The organism is uncultured Ruegeria sp. (genome assembly GCF_947504215.1).
Taxonomy (GTDB): Bacteria; Pseudomonadota; Alphaproteobacteria; order Rhodobacterales; family Rhodobacteraceae; genus Ruegeria.
In genome coordinates, this window is the sequence record NZ_CANNGO010000004.1 from 279,824 (window position 1) to 298,050 (window position 18,227).

General features: G+C 58.4%; 17 protein-coding genes. 2 read left to right on the top strand and 15 right to left on the bottom strand.

Annotated elements, in window-relative coordinates; genetic code table 11:
• Window positions 1-2: 2 nt before the first annotated feature.
• The 15 genes from nosZ to Q1B21_RS10435 all read right to left on the bottom strand — a co-directional run bounded on the left by nosZ (window position 3) and on the right by Q1B21_RS10435 (window position 16,231).
• Window positions 3-1,910 (bottom strand): TAT-dependent nitrous-oxide reductase, encoded by a 1,908-nt coding sequence (nosZ, locus tag Q1B21_RS10370; protein ID WP_299889104.1) that lies wholly within the window; start codon window positions 1,908-1,910, stop codon window positions 3-5.
• A gap of 15 nt (window positions 1,911-1,925) precedes the next feature.
• A complete protein-coding gene (locus tag Q1B21_RS10375; protein ID WP_299889193.1) occupies window positions 1,926-4,049 on the bottom strand; it encodes a NosR/NirI family protein in 2,124 nt (707 codons plus the stop codon).
• Between the two features lie 47 nt (window positions 4,050-4,096).
• Entirely contained in the window at window positions 4,097-4,558 is a 462-nt protein-coding gene (locus tag Q1B21_RS22365) for a DUF2946 family protein (RefSeq protein ID WP_366525401.1), read from the bottom strand.
• Between the two features lie 147 nt (window positions 4,559-4,705).
• Window positions 4,706-4,912, bottom strand: a complete 207-nt coding sequence (locus tag Q1B21_RS10380) for a hypothetical protein (RefSeq protein ID WP_366525400.1) — start codon at window positions 4,910-4,912, stop codon at window positions 4,706-4,708.
• A gap of 13 nt (window positions 4,913-4,925) precedes the next feature.
• Window positions 4,926-6,551, bottom strand: a complete 1,626-nt coding sequence (locus Q1B21_RS10385) for a nitrite reductase (RefSeq protein ID WP_299889108.1) — start codon at window positions 6,549-6,551, stop codon at window positions 4,926-4,928.
• On the bottom strand, window positions 6,526-7,740 hold the full coding sequence (gene nirJ, locus Q1B21_RS10390; protein ID WP_299889110.1) for a heme d1 biosynthesis radical SAM protein NirJ: 1,215 nt from the start codon (window positions 7,738-7,740) through the stop codon (window positions 6,526-6,528). The genes Q1B21_RS10385 and nirJ overlap by 26 nt, the downstream gene beginning before the upstream one ends.
• A 4-nt stretch (window positions 7,741-7,744) precedes the next feature.
• Window positions 7,745-8,239, bottom strand: a complete 495-nt coding sequence (locus Q1B21_RS10395) for an AsnC family transcriptional regulator (RefSeq protein WP_299889112.1) — start codon at window positions 8,237-8,239, stop codon at window positions 7,745-7,747.
• Window positions 8,236-8,685: an Lrp/AsnC family transcriptional regulator gene (locus Q1B21_RS10400; RefSeq protein WP_299889114.1), complete on the bottom strand. Its 450-nt coding sequence runs from the start codon at window positions 8,683-8,685 to the stop codon at window positions 8,236-8,238. The genes Q1B21_RS10395 and Q1B21_RS10400 overlap by 4 nt, the downstream gene beginning before the upstream one ends.
• The gene (locus Q1B21_RS10405) at window positions 8,682-9,671 is read right to left on the bottom strand and encodes an AsnC family transcriptional regulator (protein ID WP_299889116.1); all 990 of its coding nucleotides are present in this window, start codon (window positions 9,669-9,671) and stop codon (window positions 8,682-8,684) included. Before Q1B21_RS10405 ends, Q1B21_RS10400 begins: the two co-directional genes overlap by 4 nt.
• Window positions 9,672-9,674: 3 nt before the next feature.
• Window positions 9,675-10,820 (bottom strand): cytochrome D1 domain-containing protein, encoded by a 1,146-nt coding sequence (locus Q1B21_RS10410; protein ID WP_299889118.1) that lies wholly within the window; start codon window positions 10,818-10,820, stop codon window positions 9,675-9,677.
• Window positions 10,817-11,191, bottom strand: a complete 375-nt coding sequence (locus Q1B21_RS10415) for a cytochrome c (protein WP_366525399.1) — start codon at window positions 11,189-11,191, stop codon at window positions 10,817-10,819. The genes Q1B21_RS10410 and Q1B21_RS10415 overlap by 4 nt, the downstream gene beginning before the upstream one ends.
• On the bottom strand, window positions 11,184-11,945 hold the full coding sequence (gene cobA, locus Q1B21_RS10420; RefSeq protein WP_299889120.1) for a uroporphyrinogen-III C-methyltransferase: 762 nt from the start codon (window positions 11,943-11,945) through the stop codon (window positions 11,184-11,186). Before cobA ends, Q1B21_RS10415 begins: the two co-directional genes overlap by 8 nt.
• 212 nt (window positions 11,946-12,157) lie before the next feature.
• A complete protein-coding gene (locus Q1B21_RS10425; protein WP_299889122.1) occupies window positions 12,158-12,565 on the bottom strand; it encodes a plastocyanin/azurin family copper-binding protein in 408 nt (135 codons plus the stop codon).
• A 56-nt stretch (window positions 12,566-12,621) separates the two neighbouring features.
• Complete coding sequence (locus Q1B21_RS10430; RefSeq protein WP_299889124.1) at window positions 12,622-14,412, bottom strand: NapC/NirT family cytochrome c; 1,791 nt, start codon at window positions 14,410-14,412, stop codon at window positions 12,622-12,624.
• A gap of 142 nt (window positions 14,413-14,554) precedes the next feature.
• Window positions 14,555-16,231 (bottom strand): cytochrome D1 domain-containing protein, encoded by a 1,677-nt coding sequence (locus tag Q1B21_RS10435; RefSeq protein ID WP_298937595.1) that lies wholly within the window; start codon window positions 16,229-16,231, stop codon window positions 14,555-14,557.
• Between the two features lie 243 nt (window positions 16,232-16,474).
• On the opposite strand from Q1B21_RS10435, the gene Q1B21_RS10440 reads away from it, so the two are divergent.
• Together Q1B21_RS10440 and Q1B21_RS10445 are read left to right on the top strand one after the other, a co-directional pair.
• Complete coding sequence (locus Q1B21_RS10440) at window positions 16,475-17,671, top strand: NnrS family protein (RefSeq protein WP_299889127.1); 1,197 nt, start codon at window positions 16,475-16,477, stop codon at window positions 17,669-17,671.
• Window positions 17,672-17,776: 105 nt separating this feature from the next.
• Complete coding sequence (locus Q1B21_RS10445) at window positions 17,777-18,226, top strand: cytochrome c (RefSeq protein ID WP_298937597.1); 450 nt, start codon at window positions 17,777-17,779, stop codon at window positions 18,224-18,226.
• Window position 18,227 lies beyond the last annotated feature (1 nt).

The following is an 18,227-nucleotide window of genomic DNA, read 5'->3' on the forward strand; positions in this document are numbered from 1 at the left end:
GGTTATGCTCCCTGCGGCTCGACCAGCATCCGGCCGCGCATTTCCATGTGCAGCGCGTGGCAGAACCACTGGCAATAGAACCAGTGCACACCCGGACGGTCAGCGGTGAAGGTGACCGAGGCGGTTGCCAGCGGGGCAACTTCCATCGCAACGCCGTAATTGCCCAGGCAGAAGCCGTGGGTCACGTCATCCACGTCATCCAGGTTGGTGATGTAGACCGTCACCTCGTCACCCTGTTTGACGGTGAACTTCTCAAGGCTGAAGGTCGGGGCCTGCGATGTCATATAGACACGCACCTTATTGCCATCCCGGATCGGCTCTTCAGCGCCGTCTTCCAGATCGACACCATCTGCCTCAGCCTGGATACGAGCGTCCTCCCAGGTGACGTCGTTGCGATCCCAGACGTTGACCGGGTTCACGATATCACTGCGCACAATGATCGAGTCATGCGGCTCGGCAAAGGTCGGGCCGTCGTGAACCACCTTCATCTCATCCGACGAGATGTCGATCAGCTGCTCGTTTTCAGGCTTCAGCGGACCGACGTTCAGGAAGCGGTCTTTTGAGAACTTATTCATCGAAATCAGCCACTTGCCGTCGGCATCCTTGGTTTCGCCCATAGAAGTCGAGTTGTGACCTGGCTGATAATGCACATCGACCTTCGAGATGATCGGATCGACATCGGCGCCGCCGTAAGCCTCGATTGCCTTGTCGATGTTCCACTTCACGATCTGGCTGTCGAGGAACAGCGTGGTGAACGCGTTGCCCTGACCGTCATACGCGGTGTGGAGCGGGCCAAGACCCAGCTGCGGCTCACCGACGATGCAGGACCGCGGATCGGCATCGCTTTCGAACAACGCGTCCAGCTTGGTCACATCCATGATCGATACGGTCGGAGACAGCTTACCGTTGATGCAGACATGCTTGCCATCAGGCGCAGTGTTGATGCCATGTGGCGAGTTCGGGATCGGGATGTAGCGGGTGTACTTCTTGTTCTGACCCTTACGTCCATCCAGAACCTTGACGCCTTTCAGCTCCTGATAGTCGCCAGCCTCAATACCCTTTTCGATTTCCGCAAGGTTGAAAACAACAACGTGGTCCAGCTCGTTCTCGGTCATCTCGGCCAGGTTCATACCCATTTCCGAGTTGTACGAGGTCGAATAGGCGTATTTGCCCTGATAGTCGCAGTCGGTGTTGTCGAGGTTACCCGACACGATCACCTGCCACGCAACTTCCATGGTGTCGCCGTCCAGCGCGGTGAAGATGTTCACGTATTGCGACGGATCGTCCAGCACGCTGCCGTCATTGACCAGCGGGGTCTCATCTTCACCATTGGCAAAGACATATCCGGTGCGCGGGAATTTCTGCGGACGCAGACCGTGGATCGCCTTGGCGTTCGGGATCTCGGTGATCTTGTCGCATTTCATCACATCGCAGCGCACACGGGCGACACGGGTGTTGGCCTTGTCGTTCATGAACAGATAACGGCCGTCATAGGTGCCGTCGGTGAACGACATATGCGGGTGGTGCAGGTCGCCATTGTCATAGGTTTTCAGGCCACGCTTGGCGAGAAACTCTTTGGTTTCCGGCAGCAGGCCATCGCTCATGATCTTCAGCGACTCGTTGGTCTGACCCCAGCCTGTGGCCGAGCAGCGGTTGAACACCGGCACCCGCATCAGCTCGCGCATGGACGGAAAGCCCAGAATGCGCAGCTCACCCGTCTGACCCGAGGACCAGAAGCCGTAATATTCGTCCAGCTCACCGGGTTCGAGATTTGCACCAGCAGCAGCGCTGGCCTGTTTCGCGGTCATCAGGGTCGAGCCCAGTCCGGTCCCTGCCAGCACGGCGCCGGTGGCGGTTGCCCCCAGCATCCCGCGGCGTGTGATGTTCAGTTTATTATCATGTTCCGACATAATTTGCTCCTCCTTTTAGGAAGCGGTTAACGGTTTGGCGTTCGGATGGTTCGCCGGTGGTTGTCCGAGTGGGGTCTTCATCTGGACCGACCCTGTCTTGGCCCGCCGTTTGAGCTGGCGGATAACGACGGGACATTTGTCCTCGGACTGGTAGAGCACCTGACAATGCAGGCAGGTGACGCACTCGTTCGGATTGATCTCACCGGTGGGGTGGATCGCCTGAACGGGGCATTCGTTGGCGCAGGTCTGACAGGGTGTGCCGCAATCCTTGTAGCGGCGCAGCCAGTCGAACATGCGAATACGGGCCGGGATCGCCAGCGCTCCACCCAGCGGGCAGAGATAGCGGCAGTAGAACCGTTCGATGAACAGCCCAATCCCCAGCAGGGTCAGCGCAAAGACCACAAAGGGCCATTCGCGCATGAATTTCAGGATGATCGCGGTCTTGAACGGCTCGACCTCGGCATATTTCTCGGCCAGCGGGATCGAGACAAAGCTGATACCAAAGAGCACGAGGAAGATCATATATTTTGCAGGCCAGAGGCGTTCGTTCAGACCCCAGGGCAGAGTCCATTGCGGCACCTTCAGCGCGCGCGCGATCTTGTTTGTCAGCTCTTGCAACGCGCCAAACGGGCACAGCCAACCGCAATAGGCACCCCGTCCCCAGAACAGCAGGGCAGCAGCCACAGCAAACCACTGGATAAACACCAGCGGATCCAGCAGGAACGCATCCCACGAGAACCCGGTCCGCAAGCTGCCTGCCAGCGCCATCAGGTTCACCACGCTTAGCTGCGCATTGGCGTACCAGCCGATGAAGAACAGGGTCATGGTCAGAAAACCGATGCGGAACCAATAGAAGACACGGGCATTCATCGTGGCGTGGAACTGGAAGAAGAAGGTCGCGGTCAGCACCAGCAGCATGATGCCCAGAACGGCAATCTCGACAGTGCGGTCCTTCCAGATGCGCTGCCACAGGGCGGCCTTGGCGGCGGCCTCGCTGGTGGCGTCATCAACGATCTTGGGGGCCGCTACGGGCAGCAAGTATTGCTCTGGCAGTATGTAGCCCAGATCGAAGGTCAGGAACGTCTTCTCAACCGCACCCACCGCGCGCTGCACCAGCAGTTGTAGCCGGAATGGCTCGGCCGGATCAAACTCGGCCTCAGCCGGGATTTTGAAGATATCCAGCTCAGTGAAACTGGGCGCATCGGGGGCGGCAACTCTGCCAAGACGCTCTTGCTGCTTGTCAAAAAAGCGTACCGAGTTGTCGCCCTGAATGAGCTGAATGCGGTCAAAAATCCCACCGCGCACATAGCCCGAGCCCTTAAAGCTGTATGCTCCGCGTCCCAGCACCAGAATGGCCTGTTCGCCTTCGTCCAGCCATTCAACCAGGTTCTGATATTCGGCTTCGCCCAACAGGGATTTGCCGATAGATGGAACCGAGACCAGCGCGATGTGCATGTCGATGAACGTGTCATCCAGCTCGCCAGGTTCAGGGCGTTTGATGGCGCGCTGATCGCCTGTGGCCTCAAAGGCGGCATTGACTTGTCCAACATCCAGCGTCAGCCGCCGGATCGAGCCATCGCCCGACAGGGTCGACCAGTCATAGATGGCGTTCTTAGCCATGTCGATTTCGCGCTTCGGACCATCGGCCTGCAACGGTGACAGGCCGCCCAGACCCAGTGCCCGCGCCACCTTGATGCCGCCGCGCACGAGGCTGTCATCGATCACCATGATCGTGACGGTTGCGCCGGATATGATGTCGAGATCGTGCCCTTCTCCCCCGGTCTCAGCCTCGCGTTTGAGGTCAAGCCCTGCATAGCCTTCGGTCAGTTCGGCCATGCGCGAATTGGGGATGCCAATCAGAACAATGGGTTCCGAGTGTTTGACCAGTTGCACGCCGGTCAGCACCGCCTGATCATCAATCGCAGCCACTACATGGATTGGTTTGCCGGAATACCCCGTTGTGCCGACAAAGTCAGAGGTCAGGAAAGCCCATGCAACCGTTTCGCCACCCTTCAAAACGGGGGCAACAGGAACATTCGCGCGCACCGGACCAAAGCCATCAGCACCGGGCGCCAGATCAGTGGGTTCAATTTCGGGCAAGAAGCTGGCGAGGCTGTCGGCCTGTGCGCTCAGCGCCATCAGACAGGACAAGATAAAGGCCAGCAGAAAGTGGATTGCGCGACTTACTACCACGGCGCACCTCCGGATATTTGGATTGCCGCCATGGTCACGCGCGGGGCGCGTTCGGTTATGATTTGGGGCCCACGCGGGGGTCCGCGGGTTGCAGGCCACAGCCAGGCCATATTGTTTGAGTTGTACACGTCCTCACGCCGGAATTGCGCGTGTTGTAAAAACTCAATGCGCGTCAAATCAGGAACGTCCAGGACAGGAACGACCCCTGCTATCGCGCATAAAGTACAGTCAGCGCATTTCGGGCAGGGCATGTTCGGGTCTTGGCCTTCTTCATCAAGATCAACCTCAACCCAGACCGCGCCCGCCTCCGAGCAGATCTCTATCCACATGCTTTCCCCGGGACTCGCCAGCGCCGGGCCAAACGTTTGCACAAGCAGAAGGAAGACGCCCGCCAAACCACATGCCGTGCGAAACGCACGGACAGGGAGGTAGTGTGTTGTGGCATTGACAGGCATTGAGAATCCAACTCGGTAACCATTCCCGAGTCCTAAGGGATTCTTGCTTTCGGTAACTTGACTTAGGTCAGGTGTTCTCAAATCGGCGGCTTTTTATGCAACCGCGTTTTGCGGGATGTCGCATCTCAGGAGATCATGAACAAAAGCTTACCTGTCAGCCTCATCCATCAACCCACGCACCCAGCGTCCGGCCAACCAGGATGCGGGCGCACCCAAGGGCAAACACCACCACAGTGCGGTGATCGGAGATATTACGCTGAACCCCAAACCGTGCAGGACTAGCCCCGCCAGAAACAGGTTGATGGCAACCGCCAATGCGGTCGCGGGATAAAGCAATATGGACAGTTTCCACACCGGCCATCTGCCATCAGTGGCTGGTGCCTTCCGAGAAGGTGATCTTGTTCCAGACATTGTATTTTCCCGAAGGTTTGCGCATCGGCAGACGGCGGATTTCCTCAAGCGTCTGCGCGTCGTAGACGATTACCGCGCCGTCATCTTCCCAGATCGAAACCAGCGCGTGGCTGCCATCCTTGGTGAATTCCACATGGGCCACAGTCTTGCCCGGCGCAGGGCGCAGCGTTTTCACGATCTCAAGGCTTTGCTTGTCGATCACATGCATCGCGTCCTTGTTGGCGCCAAAGAACACATCAGCCCAAACGTAGGGCGAATTCTCATGGCTGCGCATGAAAAACCCCGGCCCTTCTGTCTTGATCCGCTTGACGGTCTCCCATGTCTGCATGTCGATCACGGAAACGGTGCTATCGGTCAGATGCGGCGTCGCCATCACCGTTGTATCGCCATACTGCCACGTGGTTCCCGATCCCAGATGCGGCATCCCCGGCAGGTCCAGATCCGCCACTTTCTGGCCGATGACCAGATCGATGACCTGACCGCCCTTGCCATCGCGGGACGCCCCCATGACGTATTCATAGCTCTGATCGAAAAAGAAATCGTCCAGATAGTCGGGCGTGCTGATCTTACGCACCGGGAATGGATCAGGGTTCTTGAATTGCCCTTCGATGCGAAAATCATGGCCCAATCCAGATTGCGGAGGATTGCCGCCATAGAAAACCTCCCAGATCTCCGGCACATCCTTAAGCGCCAACACAAAGCTTTCACGTGGTGGAGCCTGATAGACGGCCGAAACCCGACTTGAGTTACCCTTTTTGCTCTTAACATCGATAACTTTCGCCACCGATAGATCATCGGTCGACAGCAGTGTCAGAGAGTTCGGCAGATAATTCGCCACCGCCACCCATTTGCCATCACCGGACATAGCGATGTTGCGGCTGTTCAACCCCGCACGCACGCGGCCCACCTGTTGCAACGCCCAGATGTCATACTTTTGCACCCAGCCATCGCGAGACATGATGAACACGTAACGCCCATCGGGGCTGAATTTCGGGCCGCCATGGACGGCAAAGGGGGTTTCGAACCGGTCCAGAACATCGAACGTATCGCCATCTAAAACGCTAACGTGATGATCGCCGGTTTCAACGGCCAAGGTGATGTTCATCGGGTCACTGTCCCAGACAGGGGCATCAACTGAGTCATAAGCCTCATCCAGAATGCGGCTTGCGATGATCTCGGCCTCACCCCACTCAGGATTGCTTTCCAACGGTGATTTCAACCATCCGGCCAGTTCTTCAATTTGCAGCGCGTCCAACTCATACGAAAACGCGGGCATCTGGGTGGCCGGCCGCCCTTCGGCAATCACGGCCGCGACGCGGGGGCCGCGCATGCGTTTCAAAGTCTCAGGGATCAATGCAGGACCAATGCCGCCCAGACGGGTTTCGCCATGACATGAGGCGCAATGTTCGGCGTAGTCTGATGGCGCGTCTGCCCAAGCAGCCCCGACGCCGAGGATTGAGCACAACACTCCGATCTTCACCCTTTCAAAAATACTCCCGCCGGAGGCTCCGATACAACTCAACAGCTCTGCGGCTGGGCGCACAGAGCCAACAGCGTCAAAAGAACTGATGTGCCGGATCATAACGTTTCCCTCGGAACGGCGTGACCTGTAGACGCTCACCTGCATCATCCACGCCGATTTCATCATTTGACAGGTAGCAGGCCGGGTCTTCGGCCCAGGGATCACCGGTCAGTTGCAAGGCCCGGATGCGGGTATTCCCGCCACAGACATCCTTGAGCTGGCAGGCTCCACATCGCCCTTTCAGCGGACGCGGGCGGGTGCGCAGCATGGCCAGCATTTGGTCGTCGCCGGCCCAGAGCTCGGAAAACGATGTCGTTTTAACGTTGCCGACCGTGTAATCCGACCAATAAGTGTCCGGGTGAACCCGGCCCAGATTATCGATATTCGCCACACCCAGACCGCTGGAGTTTCCGCCCCAACGGACCAGATGGTCGCGCACATGCACCTCTTTCTCGGCATCGAAATTCGCGCGGACCCAATTCAGGAAATAGCCTGCGTCGGCGTCATTGTTGCCGGTCACGATATCGAGCGGTCGCCCGCCCGAGGCGGCCTCCCACGCGCGTTCCAGCAACAGGTCCAGACCTTTGCGGGTGCGCACGTGTTCGGCATCCTCGCCCCGGTTCTTGTCGCCGCGCCCGGCATAGACCAGATGGGACAAGTAGAACTTATCGACGCCCTCATCATCGCAGAGCTGCAGCAGATCGGGTAAATGATGTTGCGTACCTTCGGTCATGCAGAAGCGCAGGCCAACTTTGATGCCGCGCTTCTTGCATTCGCGCACGCCCCGCAAGGCGTCGACAAAGGCGCCCTCAACGCCCCGGAACCAATCGTTTGTGGCGCCGATCCCATCCAACGAGATGCCGACATAATTAAATCCCACATCAGCGATCCTATCGGCGGTTTCGCCGTGAATGCGGGTGCCATTGGTCGACAGTGCCAGCATTGGCACCAGATCGCGGGCCCGATTGGCGATGTCGGAGAAATCGAACCGGTCCAGAGGTTCCCCACCCGAGAGGATCAAGGCCGGGACGCGAAACTGGCCAAGATCCTCAAGGGTTTCCATGGCTTGCTCATGACTGAGCTCGCCCGGGAACGCCACATCCGCCGAGACGGTGTAACAGTGACGACATTTCAAGTTGCAGCGCCGAGTCAGGTTCCAGATCACCACCGGCTTCACCGGGCCGGGGCGGCGCTTGCGCACCGGGGTCGGGGTGACCAGTTGGTGCATGTATTCGGTCAGGCGGAACATGGTCTCAGCCTTTCACTTGTTCTTTTGTTTTCAGACGCAGGCCGGTCTTTTTCAGGATGCGCGTGGAGTAAAGGATGTCCCTGGCGCGACAGGTGACGCCCAAAATGGCGTTGATCTGGTCACGTTTCTCCTCGACCTCGGCGCGGTCGGTGCCGTGTACCATGGCAAACAGGTTGTAGGGCCAGTCTGGCAACGCGCGCGGGCGTTCGTAGCAATGGGTAACAAAGGGCAACGCACCAATATGCGTGCCCAATTCGTTGATCTGGTCGTCATCCACATCCCAAACGGTCATTCCATTCGAAGTCATGCCCAGCTTGTAGTGATTGGGTGCGGCAGCGATCCGACGGATCACGCCACGCGCCTTAAGTTCTGCCAGACGACTGAGCAGCGCGCTCTCGGCCAACCCAAGTGTTTCGGCCACATGCGCGAAAGGCGCGGGTACAAGGGGCAGCCCACCTTGCAGAGCCTCGATAATCTGTCTGTCTTTCGCGTCGATCATGCTGCTACCCTGAAGCCGATAAAGAATTCCTGAAGTTTGGGGAATTGCAGGACCTCGATCCCTGTTTCCCGTTGGATTGCTTCGGCTGTATCTCCGATCCCGTTGGCGGTTTCGGTAGCCAACACGAACCACATATTCAGCCGATGTGTGCGTTCATAGTTATGCGCCACCTCGGGATGCGCATTGACTTTGGTCAGGACGGTTTCGAAATCTTCTGAAGGAACCGCCATGGCACACAGGCAGAACGCGCCGCCCATCGCAGCGGCGTCAAAGAACGGGCCAAACCGGGTGATCACACGATCTTCACGCAAGCGGGTCAAACGGCTGAGCAGCTCGCTTTCAGAGATACCCAGCTCCTGTGCAATCGCGCCATACAGGTTAGATACCAGCGGCAAGTCATCTTGCATGCGGTTCAGGATCGCGCGGTCGGTTCTGTCTAACGTCATGCTGCGGCCTCATCGTGTTTGATCAATGCGCCTGTCTGTTTGAAACAGCGGATTGAGAACAGCACCTTGTGCTGCGCCCCGAACATCTCTGGCAGGGCGGCGGCCCCTGCCAACACTTGCCGCGCCTCACGGCGCGAACGGGCGTGGATCATGGAATACAGTCGATAAGGCCAGACGTCTTCGATGGGACGTCGCTCGTAACACAGCGTGACTCCGGGGTGTGCCGCTAGGGCGGGTCCTGCGACCGAGACCTGTTCGGCCGGCATGTCCCAGACCACCATTGCATTGGCCGACCAGCCCAAAGCGCGGTGTCGTACGATCACGCCTAGGCGCGAGACGATGCCCGCCTCATGCAGCGCTTTGATCCGTACCATCACGTCATCTGCGTTCCGTTCCAATGACCGGGCCAAAGCAGCATAGGGATCGGCGACCAAAGGCAGACCGGAACTGAGCGCCTGCAACAACGAACGGTCGCCGTCCTGCATGACAGTGCGATCCACCTTGCGCGGCCGCGGCACATCATGGGAAGTGCCAGACATGCGAAAGCCCAGATCCACATTGAATGGGCGTACCAGCCGCAGATCCAGAACATGCAGTCCGGTCCTCTCCTCAATCCGCGCCAGAGTCTCATCGACATGCGCCCGGCCCGGGCCCGTGGCGACAAACCAAAGGTTCCAGTCATCTTCGCGTTGGTAATTGTGGTTCACGCCCGGTTCAGCGTCGATAAGAGCGGCGACCTCTTCCAGCCGCTCATCCGGCGCGGCGACAGCAGCCAAAGTGCTGGCGGAAACCGCGCCCGGTGCGATTGTCGCACCCACTCGCGTGATCCGCCCTGTCGCCCGCATGCGGGCAAGACGATCAAGAACACCCGCCTCATCCAAGCCCAGGGCATCAGCCAACGGCTGAAAGGGGCGGTCAACAACGGGAAAATCGCGCTGGAATTCATCCAGCAGGCGGCGGTCGATCGGGTCGGTAATATGATGCATAGATTACAGCCCCGTTCTGTGCGCGCGGGCAGTGAAAAATATGCCGGACGGGCCGTCCGCATCAATTTCACGCAGTTTTTCAAAGCTTTGCGTGTCGTAGATCATGACCTTGTTGGCGTCCCGCACGCTGATCCAAACCTCATGACCGCGCGCTGTGAACTCCATATGCAACACAGCGGGACCGGGTTTGAATTCATGGATCACCTTCTTGCTTACGGAATCGATCACCTGGATCGTGTCGTTCAGAGGATGGGCAAAATTGACCCAAACCTGCCGCCCATCGGGGCGAGCCATGGCAAAGACCGGCTGTCCATGAGTTTGGGTACGACCGGTTTCAACCAGCGTGTCGGCGTCGATCCAGAGGATTTCATGATGGCCCACAGCGGGCAGAACGAATTCCCGACCGGTCAGCGCCCAACCTTCCAGATGAGGCATCTTGTAGACGGGCATTTCCTCTTGCCCGCGTCCGTAGCCGGGAAGCACGCGGATCGGTTCTGGGCTGTCCGCCCATAGATCCAGTGCGGTCAACCCGTCTTCGCCGAACAGACCAGTGATATAGGTGCGTCCGTTGGCAGTGATCAGCGCGTCATACGGGTTTTTACCCATATCGGTGATCTTGGTGATCTCGGGTTTGCCCGCGGTAAAATCGGCAATCCAAGTTTCACCAGAGTCCCACATAGTGAAGACAAAGCGGCGGCCCGGGGCGTCAACCAAGCCAATGGTTTTGCTGCCAGTCGGGATGTCAGCCACCAAGTCGAGCGTATCGGTATCAAAAACGCGGACACCGCCGGGTTCATAATTTGATACCGCGACAAGGGTGCCGTCATCCGAAATGGCGCCTCCGATGGCATTGCCGGATTGCACGACACGGTTGGCGATTTGCCGCGTGACGATATCGACCTTAGTCAGCCCGCCATCGCGCCCAAACACATAGGCAAAGCGTTGATCCGGTGAATAGACCAATGAGGCATGGGACAGATCGCCTAGACCTTCGATGCGCGCCAATGCTGCGCGATCGGACTGATCAACCAGCAGAACCGAGCCCTTGGCGCGTTCAATCACCAGCCCCAGATCCCCGGTCGCGGTGGGTTCCGCATGGGCGGCGGTCATCATCAAGGTTGCGACAAGGCCAAGGACGAGATGTTTCATTGTGCCTCCGGTTCCAGAAGGTAACGGGCGATCCACTCAGCCTCTTCCGGGCTGATCAGAGGTCGCCATGGGGGCATCGCAGTGTCCGGGATGCCGTCCAGAATCACTCCGGTCAGCACCTCGGCGTCGTAGTGATCCAGTGTTTCGGCTCGAAGATCAGGGCCAAGCCCGCCTTTCAAGGACAGGCCGTGGCATGACCCACAATCCTGGTGAACAAGTCGCTTCAGGGCGTTGGGATCCAAAGCGTCAGCGGCAAAAGCCGAGGTTGCGACAAGCACTGCAGTTGTCAGAAAGGCGCGCCCGGCCCAGCCCGAACCGCCGGCGGGCGCGGCAGAGCGCAACCCCAACTGGATATGAGCAAGGCTAGCCATGGGCCTGTTCCAAAACACGGGCGACCGGCTGTTGCGCATACAGCGAAACAACACTCCCGATGATGAACAGCGTTGGCGCCCTGAGCGCGGCCGTGCGTGCATCCGTGGCGATCCGGTCAAGGCGCGACAGCAGGCGGCATTCATCCGGGGTGGTTGCATTGCTGACGGCCAGAACCGGGGTAGACCCGGACAGGTTTTCAGTCATCAGACCCATGGCAATCTGGCCGATATTGGCGACGCCCATATAGATCACAACCGTCGAGTCGGGATCAGCCAACCGCTTCCAGTCGAGATCAAGAACCTTGTCAGCCTGTCGATGCCCGGTGACAAACTGAACCGATGTTGCCAGACCACGATGTGTCAAAGGCACTCCGGTCGAGCTGGAGGCTCCCTGCGCGGCCGTAATGCCAGGGGCATATTCGACTGCGACACCGCGCGCGATCAGATACGCGGCCTCTTCCGAACCACGACCAAAAACCATCGGATCGCCGCCTTTCAGACGGGCCACATTGTGCCCAGCGCGGGCCTGTTCCAGCAAAATCTCGTTGATGCGACCCTGCGGGACGGTGTGGCATTTCGGGGCTTTCCCAACGGGGATCAGCTGCGCCGCGTCCGCATGCAGGGCAAGGATGTCGTCCGAGACCAGACGATCATAGACCACCACATCGGCCTGTTGCAGCATCCGCAGCGCGCGCAGGGTCAAAAGCTCGGGGTCACCTGGACCGGCACCGATCAGAAAAACCTTACCACTCATGTGTAAACTCGCTTGTTCTGAATGTCTTCTGAACCCGAGATGTCCGGCAGATCCCATCTGCGGATCCGATGCGAAACTGGGACGTTGCTGGGTGAACCGGGCGTGTCATGGTGTGAAGGTGGCGCAGTATCTGCGCAGCTTCCTTGACTAAAGTTAAGGAGCGCGGGATTTGCGACCGCGCCCCTTTGATCTTGCCAGTAGTTCGCCATTGGTCAGGGCTCGACCGTGATCATCCCGATCATGTTCTGTGTCTCCCAATGCGGCCCGCACAGGTAGTTCTGCGGACCGGGGGTAAGGAAGGTCATTTCCACAGATTCTTCCGGGAATAGCCGATCGCTTTCGGGTGCGCTTCCATCTTTCAACAGCACGCTGTGGCTGGTGCGTTTGTCCACGTTGACCCAGCGCACCGTGGCCCCTGCCTGCACCGTTAGGTCGGCGGGGCAAAAGTTGTACTTGTACATCAATACCAGCTCAGCCTCGTCAACCGATGACGAGGGCTGAGCGAACATCTCCAAATAGCGTTCTTCAGCCTCGGCGCAGACGGCAGCTGCGTCTTCATCCGCAGCAAATGCGGGGGTTGCGAACAACAGCAGAGAAGGAAGAAGCCGGTGGGGTTTCATGGTCCATGTCTCCGTTCCGAAAATGGGTTGAGGCCGCATAGTCCGACCTCAATCCTTTATTGCTTGATCACGTTAACAAAGGCGCTGTCGTCATCCAGCGCCAGGCTGGTATCCAGCGTCACGTGGTGGAATCGCGCGGCGGCAAAGTCATCGTGAATGGCAAAGCCAATGGTGTAGGTCTGGCCAGGTTCCAGTGGCACGTCACCGGGCGCGCCAGAGTTCAAAGGACGGGAAAACACCACGGTCCACGCACCTCCAGACAGCTCGGCCGACGCTGCAATCTCGCCTTCGTTGACCACACGCTGTTCCAACAGATAACCATTTGAGGCGCTGCCATCTGCATAGACGCGCATCAGGTCGAGGAATGTGCCATCCGTCAGGTACTGCTCGATCTGTGCTTCGGCTTGCAGCTTGTCCCAACCACCCAGCGCTTTGCCACGGCGGCCTTTGACTTCAACCTCGGTACGGCTTTCGCTGATGTATTTGGTCACCGTGTCCTGAGCCGTCATGCGACCCGCGACATCGCCATTGGCAGCAATTGCATCAGCCTCGGGCGCAAAGGGCATATAGGTGTTGTCAGCATGGCACGAGGCCCAGCAACCTACCTGGTCGCCCATCTCGATCCCGGTGCCGGTGATCATCATTGCAACCTTGATCTGGTTGTCCGGATCCATCTTGCCGCCATCGACGAACGGCACCGGGTTATGGCCCGCATCCGGCCACTGCAGACGGATATACAGATTTTCGTCGTCATGGGCTGCTTGTACAGTCGCATCGATCACGCCGCGCTTGCCAGGGATCGGGGTCGGTTCCAATTCACCGCCAGCCACAATCTTGTTGCCGATCATATCCAGCTCTTTGGCGTGACAGGTGGTGCACTGGTCGCCCCCTTTGGTCAATGGGCGCGCGCCGCCGTGGAACTTGCCGTTCTGCACCCATTCAAACGAGGCCTGGCCGGGGTAGAATAGTTTCAGATCCGCGCTGGCCACAGCCGTCCAGTCGATATCCGCACCGACGTCACTGCCACCACCGCTTGCGGGTGCTGCGGCCCCTTCACCAGTAGCGTTGGCGCGTTCTTCGGCCACTGCCGCGTCAACGGCAGCTGCGATCTGAGCCTGCACAGCCTCTTGTTGTGCTTGTTTCGCGGCTTTTTCGGCCTCGGCCGCAGCAACCTCTTTGGCTTCGATCCTCTCGAGGCTGGCCAGATACTCGGCAGGGATTTCGCGAATGAAGGCCGGGTTCGGGGCCTCAAGCTGCTCCAGATATTCTTCATCGGCCCGTTCACGGGCATCCGAATGTGCAATCCCCTTGTGACAGTCGATACAGGTCTGACCGACCTGCATGGCGTTCAGATGCTGCTGACGGGCGCGGGGCTTCTGAAACTCGGGCATCATAGATTCAAAGTCATGGCAGTTGCGGCATTCGCGTGAGTCGGTGGCTTTCATCCGCTCCCATTCGTTCATCGCCAGATGCACGCGCTTGGCTTCGAATTTTTCGCGGGTGTTGATGGTGCCAACCATCTTTCCATAAAGCTCTTTCGAGGCCTTGATCTTGCGGATCATCTTATGGGTCCAGTCCTTGGGCACGTGGCAGTCGGAACAGACCGCGCCCACACCAGACCGGTTCACGTCATGGATCGTGCCTGTGTATTCCTCGTAGACGAAATCGCGCATCTCGTGGCACGAGACACAGAATTCCTTGGTGTTGGTGGCTTCCATGGCAGTGTTGAACCCGCCCCAGAAGATGATGCCAGCGGCAAAGGCCGCGGCGACCCCGGCTACGGGCATTCCCCAGAGGAAGTACCGTCGCCAGATCGGTTTTTTCTTTTCCGGTTCGGGCTGGGTCATGTCCGGGCTCCGTTATGGCTGTTTTGGCCGCTGTGAACGGCAAGCTGATGAATTAGGCTGTTGGTTCGCCGGGACAGGACCCGGAAATCAAAGAAAGGGCGGGCGATGGGCCCGCCCTTTCCGGTGTTAGGTTTCGAACCCGTCAGGTGACGTGATTCGACCGGTTGTAGACATTGAACTTGCCGGTCGGGGCATAGAGCCCGTCGATGCGGCCTATCTCTTCCAATGTCTTGGCGTCGAAGATCACGATCTGACCGTTGGGTTCTTTCGAATCCGACAGGTTCCACTTGGAGACCCAGACCTCGGTGCCATCCGCGTTGAATTCGAAGTGAACAGCAGCGCTGCCTTCGTCTTCGGTGATCTGGATGGTTTTCACGATCTCGCCAGTCTCTTTCGAGATGACCTGCACCGATTGCTGAACTTCGGGCTCGGGGTGCTTGGTCTGGTCCGCCCAGATGTAATCCGAGTTCGGGTGAGTCCGAACAAACAGGCCGGGTCCGTCGGTTTCGACCTCATAGCAAACCTTCCACGCGTCATCGGGACGGTTTTCGGGGTCATTACCCCAGACTGTCACGGTGCCAACGCCCAGATGGGTCGTGCCTGCAACCGGACCGCAATTGGGATCTATCCAGTTCGCCCCCGGACCGGGGTGCGGCAGCGCGGCCGTGTCAATCATCGCCTCCAGCTTGTGGGTTTCGGTATCGACAACCACCATCTTGTTCGACGCGTTTGCGGCGATCTGGAAATAGCGGCCAGTCGGATCGAAAAACCCGTCATGCAGGAATTTGGCGCTGTCGATCTTGTCGATGCGCAGGTTGTCCAGATCGGTGTAATCGACCTGCCACAACTGCCCCAGCTCCTTCACTGCGACGATCCAAGTGGGTTCGTTCGGCGTAGTGTAGATCGCTGCCACACGGGCCTCTTCCACATAGTCCCCGTCGACGTTCACGCCACGGGTCGATACGACCTTGACCGGCTCCATTGTCTGGGCGTCAACGATAGCGAAATGCGGTGGCCAGTAACCCCCACCGATGACGTATTTTCCATCGCCGGAAACAGCAACGTCACGTGCGTCGTAGGCAATCTTGACCTCGGAAACCAACATGTTTTCCGGCGTCTGCCAGAGATCGATCTTGGTCATCTTACCGTCGCGGCCCATCGTGTACCAGAATCGACCGGGATGCTCGGGCTCTGTGATCGAGTGATGCTCGGACGCTTTGAGAACGTGCACCGCATATCCGGTCGGGATGTGCGTCAGCACCTCTTTGGTGTCACCGTCGATCACGGCCACCTTGCCCACGTCCCGTTCGATAACAACAAAGAAGTTTTCCCAGTTGCGGCCATGCAGCGGCTCGGTCGGATAGTCGGCTTCTTCGACATAGACCTTCCGGGTTGCCTTCATCTGCTCAAGCGACATCTCTGGTGGCTTGGGGGCGTCCATCATAATGTATGTCGCCATGTCCTTGATTTCCTGCTCGGACATGATGTCCGAGAAGTTGTTCATGCCGCCCTCGGTTCCCCAGGCAATGATCTTTTCAAGGCGTTCCTGCCCCAACTGAAGCGTCCCGCCTTCGGTCACGGTGCCGTCGGCTGCGGTCTTTTTCCAATGGGGTTCCAGGTTTTTACCTGTGGCGCCTTTGCGCAAAACACCATGACAGCCTGCGCATTGTTCAAAGTAAAGCTGCTTGGACGAGTCAAACGCTTCGTCGCTTAATGCTGGCTCTTCGGCTAAGGCTGGCGCAGCGACGCTGCCCAGCAACATTGCCAAACCGACCCCGAAGGCGCGGCCCGTTTTATTGTAGCTGATTCCAAGTGACATGATCACTCTCCATTTGCGTGGTGAGGCATGCCAGAACGTGCGGCAGGCGCGGCGTCCGCTCCTTGACCAAAGTCAACGAGAGGGGCGGAATCCCGCGAAGAAATCCCCTCATTTGTGCAAAAAAGACTGCAAAAAACCTGTGTTTTAAACACATATTTTCACCCTTTTGATTTTGGTTAAGTCAGGGGCAAAACCGCACTGCTAGGTCTGGACCACACAGATTCCGGACCAAGGACAGCAGCCATGCCAGCGGCAATCACACGTATTTTTGCAGAGGGCTTTCGCATTTTTTTCCTGTTCGCCGGGCTCTACGGTTTGTTTGCTGGCGGCGCTTGGGGTTTGTGGTTGGTAATGCAGACCGGCGCTGCGCCCTTCGAGGCGGCGCCATATGCGATGACCCCACCGACGTGGCACGCTCACGAGATGATTTTTGGATATGCCGCCGCTGCGTTGGGCGGGTTCTTTTTAACCGCCGTCCCAAACTGGACCGGCAGCCCTGAGGCACGCGCAGGTTTTATCACTTTGGCCGCTACGCTTTGGCTCGCAGGGCGGCTTGCGATGTGGTTTTCGGCGTCTTTATCGCCGGGTGTGGTGGCTGTGATCGATCTGGCATTTGTGCCGGTTCTTGCTGCCAAGATCGCCAGCCAACTGATCCGTCGGCCAAAACCGCAGAACATGGTATTTCTGGCTCTGCTTACATTCATATGGCTCGCCAATCTGATGACCCACCTGGAATGGGTCGGTGCAACAGATGAGACGTTGCAGACCGGCTTGCGCGCCGGTCTGCTGACGCTTTGCGCCATGATCGCAATACTGGGTGGTCGGATCACACCGGCGTTTACCCGCAACGCGATGAAGCGGGCCGGTGAACCCGAGGCGGCCTGGCCGGTATCTGCCGCGCGTCTGGACAAGCCGGCACTGGGGCTGGCCTTGGCCCTACCGCTGAGCGCTTTGGCAGTTGGCGCAACCGGTCTTACCGGCGTTCTGGCTCTGACGCTGGGAATAGTGCAAGCCACGCGAATGGCACGTTGGCGGGCGGGTTGGGCCCTGCGCCAGCCGATTCTGATTGCTCTGCATCTGGGTCTTGGCATGCTGTCACTGGGTCTGGTGCTATGGGGATCAGCAGTATTGGGCTATGGCAATGAAGTCGCCGCATTACACGTTCTTGGCATTGGCTGCGTTGGCGGCATGACCCTGGCCATGATGAGCCGCGCCGCGCTGGGTCATACGGGTCGAGCTTTGGTCGCGCCGCCGTCGATGGCCGCAGCTTATGGGTTGATGGCTGTTGCGGCTTTGCTCAGGTGGTTTGGATCAGGGTTAGATGCCGGTTACTTGACCGCAATGCTGGTGGCGGATGGGCTCTGGATTGCGGCCATCGCGCTGTACCTCATTGCCATGTGGCCCGCACTTACCGGATCGCGCTTGGCCTCGCAGCCCTGACAGGACGATTGGTTTCCTGCGGCCCGTCTTGACTTTCGTTAAGGCAGTCGCGTCACCCCGTCTTCATTGTGCTTCTACTAGCTAATCGGCGCAAAGGAGAGCGCGATGCGAGAAGTCATGACAAAGAGCATGGCTCGCAATATTTTCTATGGCGGGTCACTGTTCTTCATTCTTATCTTTGTGGCCCTGTCGGCCCATTCCCATCTGTACATCGTCAATTCCGAGAACGCGGCGAAACTGGATGAGAGCGTCGTCCGGGGCAAACATATCTGGGAAAAACACGCCTGCATCAACTGCCACACGATTCTGGGTGAAGGAGCTTACTTTGCACCCGAAGTTGGCAACGTGATGACACGTTGGGGCGTTCTGGACGACCCGGAATCGGCCTTTGAAGCCCTCAAAGGCTGGATGGAAGCGCAACCGACCGAAATTCCCGGTCGCCGACAGATGCCGCAATTCAACCTCAGCGACGAAGAAATCCGCGATCTGACCAACTTCCTGATCTGGACAGACAATATCGACGCTCAGGGCTGGCCCCCGAATGAAGCGGGCTGAG

Excerpts from the sequence above, each read along its gene's own strand:
- nirJ (WP_299889110.1), bottom strand. The coding sequence starts at position 7,740 with ATGTTCCGCCTGACCGAATACATGCACCAACTGGTCACCCCGACCCCG.
- Q1B21_RS10445 (WP_298937597.1), top strand. The coding sequence starts at position 17,777 with ATGCGAGAAGTCATGACAAAGAGCATGGCTCGCAATATTTTCTATGGC.
- Q1B21_RS10400 (WP_299889114.1), bottom strand. The coding sequence starts at position 8,685 with ATGACGTTAGACAGAACCGACCGCGCGATCCTGAACCGCATGCAAGAT.
- Q1B21_RS10395 (WP_299889112.1), bottom strand. The coding sequence starts at position 8,239 with ATGATCGACGCGAAAGACAGACAGATTATCGAGGCTCTGCAAGGTGGG.
- nosZ (WP_299889104.1), bottom strand. The coding sequence starts at position 1,910 with ATGTCGGAACATGATAATAAACTGAACATCACACGCCGCGGGATGCTG.
- Q1B21_RS22365 (WP_366525401.1), bottom strand. The coding sequence starts at position 4,558 with ATGCCTGTCAATGCCACAACACACTACCTCCCTGTCCGTGCGTTTCGC.
- Q1B21_RS10430 (WP_299889124.1), bottom strand. The coding sequence starts at position 14,412 with ATGACCCAGCCCGAACCGGAAAAGAAAAAACCGATCTGGCGACGGTAC.
- Q1B21_RS10410 (WP_299889118.1), bottom strand. The coding sequence starts at position 10,820 with ATGAAACATCTCGTCCTTGGCCTTGTCGCAACCTTGATGATGACCGCC.
- Q1B21_RS10440 (WP_299889127.1), top strand. The coding sequence starts at position 16,475 with ATGCCAGCGGCAATCACACGTATTTTTGCAGAGGGCTTTCGCATTTTT.
- Q1B21_RS10375 (WP_299889193.1), bottom strand. The coding sequence starts at position 4,049 with ATGGCGCTGAGCGCACAGGCCGACAGCCTCGCCAGCTTCTTGCCCGAA.
- Q1B21_RS10435 (WP_298937595.1), bottom strand. The coding sequence starts at position 16,231 with ATGTCACTTGGAATCAGCTACAATAAAACGGGCCGCGCCTTCGGGGTC.
- cobA (WP_299889120.1), bottom strand. The coding sequence starts at position 11,945 with ATGAGTGGTAAGGTTTTTCTGATCGGTGCCGGTCCAGGTGACCCCGAG.
- Q1B21_RS10425 (WP_299889122.1), bottom strand. The coding sequence starts at position 12,565 with ATGAAACCCCACCGGCTTCTTCCTTCTCTGCTGTTGTTCGCAACCCCC.
- Q1B21_RS10385 (WP_299889108.1), bottom strand. The coding sequence starts at position 6,551 with ATGATCCGGCACATCAGTTCTTTTGACGCTGTTGGCTCTGTGCGCCCA.
- Q1B21_RS10405 (WP_299889116.1), bottom strand. The coding sequence starts at position 9,671 with ATGCATCATATTACCGACCCGATCGACCGCCGCCTGCTGGATGAATTC.
- Q1B21_RS10415 (WP_366525399.1), bottom strand. The coding sequence starts at position 11,191 with ATGGCTAGCCTTGCTCATATCCAGTTGGGGTTGCGCTCTGCCGCGCCC.